Source organism: Laspinema palackyanum D2c, assembly GCF_025370875.1.
Taxonomy (GTDB): Bacteria; Cyanobacteriota; Cyanobacteriia; order Cyanobacteriales; family Laspinemataceae; genus Laspinema; species Laspinema palackyanum.
Genome location: NZ_JAMXFD010000035.1, coordinates 1 through 10,048, shown reverse-complemented (window position 1 = coordinate 10,048; position 10,048 = coordinate 1). Strand labels below are relative to the sequence as shown.

7 protein-coding genes are annotated in these 10,048 nt (G+C 49.6%); 3 read left to right on the top strand and 4 right to left on the bottom strand.

The annotated features are described in order from the left end of the window. The 4 genes from NG795_RS25475 to NG795_RS25460 all read right to left on the bottom strand — a co-directional run. On the bottom strand, nucleotides 1-1,279 hold a 1,279-nt coding region (locus NG795_RS25475; RefSeq protein WP_367291407.1), incomplete at its 3' end, for a tetratricopeptide repeat protein. Between the two features lie 73 nt (nucleotides 1,280-1,352). Further along, nucleotides 1,353-2,474 carry a hypothetical protein gene (locus NG795_RS25470; RefSeq protein ID WP_367291406.1) on the bottom strand — a complete coding sequence of 374 codons (1,122 nt, stop codon included), beginning with the start codon at nucleotides 2,472-2,474 and terminating at the stop codon, nucleotides 1,353-1,355. 203 nt (nucleotides 2,475-2,677) lie between these two features. After that, complete coding sequence (locus NG795_RS25465) at nucleotides 2,678-5,548, bottom strand: CHAT domain-containing tetratricopeptide repeat protein (protein ID WP_367291445.1); 2,871 nt, start codon at nucleotides 5,546-5,548, stop codon at nucleotides 2,678-2,680. A gap of 46 nt (nucleotides 5,549-5,594) precedes the next feature. Beyond that, on the bottom strand, nucleotides 5,595-6,713 hold the full coding sequence (locus NG795_RS25460; protein WP_367291405.1) for a tetratricopeptide repeat protein: 1,119 nt from the start codon (nucleotides 6,711-6,713) through the stop codon (nucleotides 5,595-5,597). A gap of 440 nt (nucleotides 6,714-7,153) precedes the next feature. Here NG795_RS25460 and NG795_RS25455 point away from each other — a divergent pair, with 440 nt between their 5' ends. From NG795_RS25455 to NG795_RS25445, 3 genes are all read left to right on the top strand, one after another. Continuing rightward, the gene (locus tag NG795_RS25455) at nucleotides 7,154-9,361 is read left to right on the top strand and encodes a caspase family protein (RefSeq protein WP_367291404.1); all 2,208 of its coding nucleotides are present in this window, start codon (nucleotides 7,154-7,156) and stop codon (nucleotides 9,359-9,361) included. 174 nt (nucleotides 9,362-9,535) lie between these two features. Further along, nucleotides 9,536-9,715: a hypothetical protein gene (locus NG795_RS25450; RefSeq protein WP_367291403.1), complete on the top strand. Its 180-nt coding sequence runs from the start codon at nucleotides 9,536-9,538 to the stop codon at nucleotides 9,713-9,715. A gap of 16 nt (nucleotides 9,716-9,731) precedes the next feature. Further along, nucleotides 9,732-10,048: two-partner secretion domain-containing protein (locus NG795_RS25445; RefSeq protein WP_436836089.1), on the top strand; the 317-nt coding region annotated here is incomplete at its 3' end.

The window sequence follows — 10,048 nt, the reverse complement described above, 5'->3', positions numbered from 1 at the left end:
TAGTTGCTTCCCCACGGATATCCCCAACTTGCCGGAATACAGGCAAGGATTGGTTGAAGTAGTCCAGGGCCGTTTGCTTGTCTCCTAAGTCCGAGTAAACTAGGCCAATAGAGGTGAGGATAGTTGCTTCCCCACGGATATCCCCAACTTGCCGGAATACAGGCAAGGATTGGTTGAAGTAGTCCAGGGCCGTTTGCTTGTCTCCCAAGTCGTCGTAAACCCCGCCAATATTGTTGAGGGTAGTTGCTTCCCCACGGATATCCCCAACTTGCCGGGATAGAGGCAAGGATTGGTTGTAGTAGTCCAGGGCCGTTTGCTTGTCTCCTAAGTCCGAGTAAACTAGGCCAATAGAGGTGAGGGTAGTTGCTTCCCCACGGATATCCCCAACTTGCCGGAATACAGGCAAGGATTGGTTGAAGTAGTCCAGGGCCGTTTGCTTGTCTCCTAAGTCCGAGTAAACTAGGCCAATAGAGGTGAGGGTTGCTGCTTCCACACTGATATCCCCAACTTGCCGGAATACAGGCAAGGATTGGTTGAAGTAGTCCAGGGCCGTTTGCTTATCTCCCAACTTGGAGTAAACCATGCCCATATTGTAGAGGGTTCTCGCTTCCCCTGCTTTATCCCCCACTTGCCGAGATAAAGGCAAGGATTGGTTGTAGTAGTCTAGGGCTGTTTGCTTGTCTCCCAAGTCGTCGTAAACCATGCCAATATTGTTGAGGGTTCTCGCTTCCCCTGCTTTATCCCCCACTTGCCGAGATAGAGGCAAGGATTGGTTGTAGTAGTCTAGGGCTGTTTGCTTGTCTCCGAGGTCGTCGTAAACCCCGCCAATATTGTTGAGGGTTGTCGCTTCAGTTGCCTTATCCCCCACTTGCCGAAATAGAGGCAAGGATTGGTTGTAGTAGTCTAGGGCTGTTTGCTTGTCTCCGAGTAAGTCGTAAATTCGACCCATTCCTGCCAAGGTGAGTGCTTCCATTGCTGCATTGCCTGCAGCGCGATACTGTTGGCCTGCTGCTTCCAACTTCGGCAGGGCTTGACGTAACGATTCAGCTGTGCCTTGTTCAAACAGTTGCATTCCTTCTATTAATAACCGATCGCCCTCTGCACTCCCCTGGACACTGCTACTATTCTGAGCAACCCAACTCTCTCCAATTTCGGTTAATTCGGATAACTTTTTCATCTCCTGGGCTGAACTCGCTGGGGTAATACTTGTGCCGAGTAGCAGAGTTGCGACTATAGCCAATCCTGGAGGAGATAGCAGTAATAACGCTTGACGCACCATTGTTTTGCTTCCTGATTTTTGAGTTGAATGGGGAGAACAATAAACCGAATTGTTTTTGGGAATTAGTCCCGAGTTAAAACTTTGAAGGGGAAGGCGATCGCTGTTCCCCTCCCCAAGGCTTTGATAACTCGGAATCTAGGTCTAGGGGGGGCAGTTCATTCACCGGCTCGTTGACAATATAAAAACAGGGAGCGTAGGTGTTTCCTGCTTCTAAAGTCCAATCCCCCCGGTAAGGCGTAACTCGATGTTCGTCTGCGGATTTGACAACGATTTTGTAGTCTCCGGGGGGCAGGGTGTAGCGGCCAATCGGTCCGAGTTCCGGACAAGATTCAGGTTTATTTTTGATAAATGTTTCACATTCAAAACAGGGTTCTAGTTCTTCGATTCGGTCTTCGGGTCCACTGAAGACTAATTGCATTCGTGTGGGGGAGTCGTTCTGAATTTGGACCACGGTATAACTGCTATCGCTATAGCCGCTAGAGGAGGGTTGAGAGATAATTCCTGCCCCTTGTTGTTGGGCTTCAGCGATGAGAGCTTGGACTAAAAGTTGTTTAGTTTCTGGACTCAGATGATGTTGAGGATAGGCTTTGAGAAATTGTTCATAGAAGACAACCGCCTTACTATATTCCTCCTGGGTTTGGTATTGCTGGGCGCAGGCTCGGTATAATATCGGTAATTTCTGAGAACTCTCCTCAACAATTTGATTGCGTCGGAAGGGTTCTAAATGATTACAGAGTTTCGGGTCAGTGAGTTGAGTGATTTCGGTTTGAGTAAATAGTTCACCGGCTTTTTTCTGGATGGAGGGGCGCAGTTCGGTGCTGGGATGACGAGCCAAGATACTATTATAAGTAATCAGGCTCGAAACTAAATGTCCTTTTTCCTGGTAGGTGAGAGCTTTTTGGTAGGCTTCACATTCATTAATTCGGGTTTGGGAACGATGAGCAATTTGATTGACATCCACGGGAAGCCAGCGAGAAGTGATCCGTTTAAAATGAGGGATTGCCTCTGCACAATTTTCGGTTTTGTAGGCTTCATAACCCTGTTGGTAGTCTTTGACATTGAAATGCGATCGCACTGCCATCCAGGTCACCATTCCCCCAAAAACAATAGCCGCTAAATAAAACACCCAAAACGCTGAGTCAGGGTTAGGTTCTGGAGAGGGTTGATAGGGGCGATACACTTTGACTTTGGACATAATGAACTCCGATTAATCATCCTGATAGATAGCACATTTAAACCAATAGGAATGCGGTATTTAAAACGCATTCCGCTTGTTTTTTCCGTTGTTTCAACCGTCATCACCACCGGATTATTCCTCACAACTCCCGGTAGCAACCGCACCACTTTTCCCGGAAAATCGTCCCCGTGGAGGGGAAAGACCGGAACCGATAAAATAGCTCACTTCCATTCCCCCTGCAATGTAAACGCTGCCCAAAAATAGGGAGACTTGCGATCGTCACTGGCCAACATCTCCAACTGCGCCTCCCGCAACGCTTGGGCTGGCGTCATCTGTTGTGAAAGCAGCTTTCCATAAAAACTCGACATCAACTCTGCCGTTGCCTGGTCATCCACATTCCATAAAGACACCACCAACCGAGGAGTTCCGGCATACATAAACCCCCGAGTCAAGCCCACCAAACCCTCACCGCGAATCGAATCCCCCAGTCCCGTTTGACAAGCGGACAACACCACCACCTGAGCATTCAACTGGAGATTAAAAATGTCATGCAGCCGGAAAAAGCCATCCACCTCATTCCCCTGTTCATCCACCAGGGATAATACCAAACCCGAGAGTTCCGGCGCACTGCTACTCACAAAGCCATGAGTAGCAAAATGAACCATTTGATACTCACTTAAATCTGTATTCGCTACCGTAGCACGAGAGGCATCAAAATCAAACGCGGACATTGCCGCATCTGCCGGGACTAACCCCAGAATCGCCTCCGCTTCCTGCCTGGTCCCCGGTAGGGCCGGAATCGGACGCCCGATAATGGTATCCGCCGAACGGTTCACCATCATCCGCCCTAAATCCGATGCCTTCACCGAAGTTTGTCCCGTTACCCGTTGGTCATCCCGTTCAAACACCGGGTCTGCAATTAACGCCACCGTTTTCGGGGCCAATTGCCGTCCCGCATCTTGTTCGCGCAGAATCGCTAACGTCGAGGAAGAAGGTAGATTGATAATCTCATGATTTACCAACAACGGTGTCAACTCATCCCCACTTCCCGGAGTGGGTAATGCAGCAAAGGGGATGAAATTCAACACCCCATCGGGAACCACTAACAACCGCTTCCCAGCCAATTTATCGGCAACCGGAGATAGCAACATCTGACTCAGTTCGGTGGCAGAGGCATTGATTTGAGGAATGTTAGGAGACACGGTAATATTGCGACTCTCACCTCGATACTCGGGATTTTGCATTAACCGATAAAATTGTTCTCCCAGTTCCTCAATTTCAGCACGCGGCGGGAGTTCGTACACCTCTACAGTATCCGGAGTCACTGCCCACAGGAAGCTGCGGTCTTCCCCTAGGGAATATTGTAAGAGCAAAGTATCATTATCAAGAACCTGCTGCTGAATTTGTTCCGAAGTCAGGGGTTGAGGTTGAGTCAGGGCAGCATACCGGGGGCTAGTGCGGCGAATTTCCGCCCTTAATTCATCCAGTTGCCGCAACAAAGTATCCAGTTCTTGCTTGAGCGCATTAGCTTGTTCCGGGGTATGTTCTCCAGAGAATAACTCCATGCGCTGGGATTCAGTAGCGTTGATGCGCTGCTGTAAATTGCTTTCCTTCTCCCGCAGGTCAGGGTCAATCCCACTGCGGATATCAGCATTGGCTTCAGCGAGGATTTCTAACAACGTGCGTGCGCGAGCGCGTTCGCTGGCATTAAAGGCTTGTTTGTCATATCCTTTATCTGGGTTTTGCTGGTGCAGTTGCATCAGCAAGTCGATGTAGAATTCGTAAGCACCTTGGTTTTGCACTTGGGCGAAGTAGGACTGGCGCAGTTGTTCGCTGTCGATTTTGGTGCGGAGGTCTTCGATAATGGCAATGGCCGCTTCGATGTCGGTTAGCGCTTCCGTGAGATTGCCTTGAGTGCGTTTGAGAACAGCGAGATTGGAGAGGGTAGTAGCTTCCACTGCCTTATCCCCCACTTGCCGAGACAGGGGCAAGGACTGGTTGAAGTAGTCAAGCGCGGTTTGCTTGTCTCCCAGGGCGTTGTAAACCGCGCCAATATTGGTGAGGGTACCTGCTTCCCCTGCCTTATCTCCCACTTGCCGAGACAGGGGTAAAGATCGATCGTAGTAGTCAAGGGCCGTTTGCTTGTCTCCCAGGGCGTGGTAAACCATGCCAATATTGTTGAGGGTACTTGCTTCCCCTGCCTTATACCCCATTTGCTGAGATAGGGGCAAGGATTGGTTGAAGTAATCAAGCGCCGTTTGCTTGTCTCCCAGGGCGTAGTAAACCCCGCCAATAGAGGTGAGGGTAACAGCTTCCCCTGCCTTATCCCCCACTTGCCGAGACAGGGGTAAGGATTGGTTGAAGTAATCTAGGGCCGTTTGGTTGTCTCCCAGGTCGGAGTAAACCAGGCCAATAGAGGTGAGGGTAATCGCTTCGGTTGCCTTATCCCCCACTTGCCGAGACAGGGGCAAAGATTGGTTGTAGTAGTCAAGGGCCGTTTGCTTGTCTCCCAGGGCGGAGTAAACCAGGCCAATATTGTTGAGGGTAACAGATTCCCCTGCCTTATCCCCCACTTGCCGAGACAGGGGCAAGGATTGGTTGTAGTAATCTAGGGCCGTTTGCTTGTCTCCCAGGTCGGAGTAAACCAGGCCAATATTGTTGAGGGTAGTCGCTTCCTGTGTCTTATCCCCGACTTGCCGTGATAGGGACAAGGATTGGTTGAAGTAGTCTAGGGCAGTTTGCTTCTCTGCGAGTAAGTCGTAAATTCGACCCATTCCTAACAGAGTGATTGCTTCTTTTGCTGCATCCCCTGCGGCACGGTATGCTTGGTGTGCAGATTGCAATTTTTGCAGGGCTTGACGTAATGATTCAGCTGTCCCTTGTTGAAACAGTTGCCCTCCTTCTTGCAGCAACCGATCGCCCTCTGCACTCCCCTGATACTGAGCGACCCAACCCTCTCCAATTCCGGTTATTTTTGATAACTTGTCCATCTCCTGCGCTGAACTCACCGGGGCAACACTTGAGCTTAGTAGCAGAGTTGCGGTTATAGCCAATCCTGGACGAAATAGAAGTAACAACCCTTGACGCACCATTGTTTTATCTCCTGATTTTTGAATAGTTTGGACTATGGTTTGAGCGTTAAAATCCGTAATTGGAAGGGGCCGATCGCCTTTCCTGTTCCCTTGTCTTTGATAACTCTGCATCTAGGTCAACCGGCTGCGGTTGTCGAAGTGGATCTCGGATGATATAAAAGCATTGTTGGTAGGTTAATGAATCCTCTAGGTTCCAATCCCCTCGGTAGGGAATGACTTGGTATTCATCGATGGATTTGACAACGATTTTGTAGTCTCCGGGAGGAACGGTGTAGCGGCCAATGGGTCCGAGTCCGGGGCAGGTTTCTGGGCCTTTGCCAAAGTAGGTTTCACAGTCAAAACAGGGTTCTATTTCTTCGATGCGGTCTTCGGGTCCGCTGAAGACTAATTGCATTCGTGCTGGGGAATCGTTCTGGATTTGGAGGACGGTATAGCCGCTTTCGGTATAGCCGCTGGCGCGGGGTTGGAGGATGGTTCCAGCGCCTTGTTGTTGGGCTTCGGCAATTAAGGTTTGAACTAATTTTTCTTTGATGTTTGCGGCGATTTCATGGTCGGGATAGGCTTTGAGAAATTGTTCATAGAAAATGACGGCTTGGCTATATTTTCCTTCGGCTTGTTGCCGATCGCCACAGTCCCGGTAGAATGCCGGTAGTTTTGCGCCTATTCCGGGGATGATTTCATGGCGTCGGAAGGATTCCAATTGTTGACAAAATTCCGGTTCTGTGAGGTGGCTGGGTTTGGTTTCACTGAACAGTTGAGCGGCGTTTTGATGGATGAGGGGCCGCAATTCGGTGGTGGGATGGTTGGCGAGGAGATTGTTATAAGTAATTAGGCTGGAAACCGATTGGCCGTTTTGTTGTTCGGTGATGGCTTTTTGATAGGCTTCGCATTCAGTTTTTCGGGTTTGGGCGCGCTGGGAGAGTTGATGGGCATCTACGGGACTCCAGCGATGAATGACGCCGTTAAAGTTGCCGATCGCCGTTGGACAATCCCCAGTTTTATAGGCTTCATACCCGCGTTTATAATCCTGTTTATTGAAATGCGATCGCAGGGTCATTCCCCCACAAAATAAGCCAAGGGCAACTGCCATTAAATACCGCAGCCATAGTCCGGAATGCCCAGGGGGTTCTGGAGAGGATGGAGGATAGTAATAGATTTTTGGCATGGCAAAATTGGGTTAGTAACACCACTGATTTCACTGATTTTCACAGAAGGGGTTCTGTGATTCTGGCGGAGACAGGTGGAATCCAGTCGGTTTGTCTGGACAAGATTTTGGGTGGATGGACCTGTCTTAATTTGTTAAATTAGGATAAGGTTTTCGCCACCATAACATAGGTTGAGAGTTGAGTTCTGTAAAATTTTATAGTTTTTTAATGTTTTTAGAGAATTTTTGCGGTATTTAAGTGAGTTGGGGGGAGTTTATAGTGAGAATAGGGCCTATCCAAGTGTTCTATTTAGAGGAAAACTGTTGCTACGTTCAGAAGAGACTCCCCTAACCTGGGACAGGGGGGAGTTGGAATTTGGCAATTTTTCTAGTAAAATTGGGGGAATCTGGTCTAGGTTTATACTGTTTAAAATTGTGGATAAATTTTTACAAGGGGTGTTATGAAACGTCGTTATTTTGTTCAGGGTGCGGGTGCCGCTTTAGCCGCTTTAGGGTGGAGTCAATTAGAGATTCAGCGGCAAGGATTACGGTATGCTCAAGTTTTGGCTCAGGATACGCCGCGTAAGTTAGCTTTGTTGGTGGGAATTAATGACTATTCTCTGGCTAAGGTTAGTCCGTTGCGGGGATGTATTACCGATGTTGAGTTACAGAAAGAATTGCTGATTCATCGGTTTGGATTTAATCCACAAGATATTTTGATGGTGACGGATGATACGGCGATTAAACCAACTCGGGCGGGGTTGATCGAGGCGGTGGAATCTCATTTAATTGCTCAGGCAAAACCGGGGGATGTGGTGGTGTTGCATTTTTCGGGACATGGTGCCCAGGTGGTTAATCCTTATAATCCCTTGGGGAATCCTCGGGAACGGTTGAATAGTACCTTTGTTCCGAGCGATCGCCAGATGTTAGTTCAGGAAGAACAGACGATGGTTTCTGATATTATGGGAGCGACTTTGTTCCTGTGGATGTCGGCAATTAATACGGAAAATATTACGGTAACTTTAGATAGTTGTCACTCGGGGGGTGGCAAGCGGGGAAATTTGACGATTCGGGCAATTCCTGGAGGTGGATATCCCAGTTTGGAGGAACAGGAATATCATCAACAGTGGGTGTCTAAGTTGGGAATTTCACAAGAAAAGTTTGTGGAGGACCGGCAAAAGGGAGTGGCAAAAGGGGTGGTGATTGCTTCGGCAGCAGCGACTCAGTTGGCGGCAGATGCGGCGTTTGAAGGGTTCTTTGCTGGGGCGTTTACTTATGTTCTCACGCAGTATCTATGGCAGCAAACGGGCAGTCGCGGGGTGAAGACGGTTTTGGGGAATGTGGCACGCACGACGATGCGAATTTCTTCGACTCGGCAAGTACCGGAGATGGAGGTGAAACCGGGAAGCGGGAATGAATCAAAACCGACTTATTTTCTGCCGGTACAGTCTATTCCGGCAGAGGCGGTGATTACGGCAGTGAATGGCGATCGCCTGGAACTGTGGTTAGGGGGAATTGACCCTCAGTCGTTGACGGCGTTCGATCGCAATGCGGTGTTTGCACTGGCGACGGAGGGAGATGCCGGGGGATTGGTTCAAATTGAGTCACGGCAGGGGTTGGTGGCGCAGGGAAAGGCAGTCGCACCTTCGGCAGGAGTGAAACCCGGTGCGCTGTTGCAGGAACAGGCGCGGGCGATTCCGGAAAATCTCACGTTGCGGATTGGGTTGGATGAGTCGTTGGGGGGAGAGTTGGAGGTAGCAAAACAGGCAGTTGCTGCGGTGGAACGGATGGAAGCATTGCCTTTGGGGGAAACCCAGGTGCATTATATTTTAGGACGGATGACGGAGGCGCTACATCAGGAAGTGAGGGAATCCGGGGTGGTAGAGGTTCCGGCAGTGGGCAGTTTGGGGTTATATGGTGCGGGTTTGGACTTGATTCCCGGTTCATTTGGGGCGGTGGGAGAGTCGGTGGTTGCGGGGTGCGATCGCCTCAAGAGTAAGTTTCGGGCATTGTTGGCGGCGCGACTGGTGAAGCTGACTTTGAATGCGGAATCCTCGCGGTTGAATGTATCAATGGGGTTGAAGGTGTTGCAGGGGTCTCAGGCGCAGTTTGCGGCGAGTGCATTTACTGCGCGGGGGGGGATGGGGAGAACGACTGAAGTCGTTACTACGAACGGGGGAGGGGGGATTCCGAGGATTCCGGTGGGGGTGGAGGTGCAGTGTGAGGTTACGAATGGGGAAAGTCGGGATTTATATGTGACGTTGTTGGTGATTACGACAACGGGGGAATTGGTGGTGGTTTTTCCGAATAGTTGGACGGCGGGGGTTGATGCCGCGTTGGTGAAGGCGGGGGAAACGCGGTTGATTCCGGATGGCAGTCGGGACCCGTTTAAGTTGACGATTTCACCGCCTTTGGGGACGGCGGAAATTTTGGCGATCGCCAGTTTATCTCCCTTGCGGACTTCCCTGCAACAGTTACAACAAATTGCCGCAGCGCGAGGGACAAGGGAGGGGGTTTTAGGGTTGGAAGAGGAATCGGTTTTGGCGGTAGAAAATTTATGGGCTGATTTGAACCAAACTCGCAATATTACGGCTTCATTTGACCCACGTTCTCGCATTGCTCAAACGGAACAAATGGCGGCTTTATCGATTACGTTTCAGGTGGTTTAATGGGGAGATTTGAAGAGGATTCTGGGCGGAATGGGGGTTAGACAAATTGGAAACAGGAATCCGCAATCAGCAGGACTCGGATTCGGGGGTGCAGTCAAGTTTGACGGGTTGGATTATTTTTTTAATTTTTCTTGACAAAAAAAAATACTATGCTAAAATAGTTGGCTATTAAATATGGGATTTTTTCGGGAGACGCAACCCGTGCCAGGATTGGGGCTCAATGGGTTAATTGAGGGGGCGATCGCCAGATTGATTGCTCTCGGGGATTTTGTCGGAGATGCCTTAAAACTGGAAAGGGACTCAGGTTGCGATCGCCACTTTATTTCGGTTTGGGTGATTATTACAGGGCTATAAGATGAACAAATTCAGCATGATGCCGATCGCGTTGGTGCTCTCCTCCATGTTGACTGCACCCGCTAGTTTTGCACAACCCATCGCCCCTGCGGCGGATGGGACAAATACTCAGGTTAACCCCGAGGGGAATCAGTTTAATATTACCGGCGGAACCCTATCGGGCGATCGTCTTAATTTATTCCATAGTTTTGAGCAATTTGGCCTAAATGCGGGTCAAGTTGCCAATTTTTTATCCTCTCCAGAGATTCAAAATATCCTCGGACGAGTCACGGGTGGAGATGCTTCCATTATTAATGGACTCATTCAAATCACCGGGGGAAATTCCAATCTATT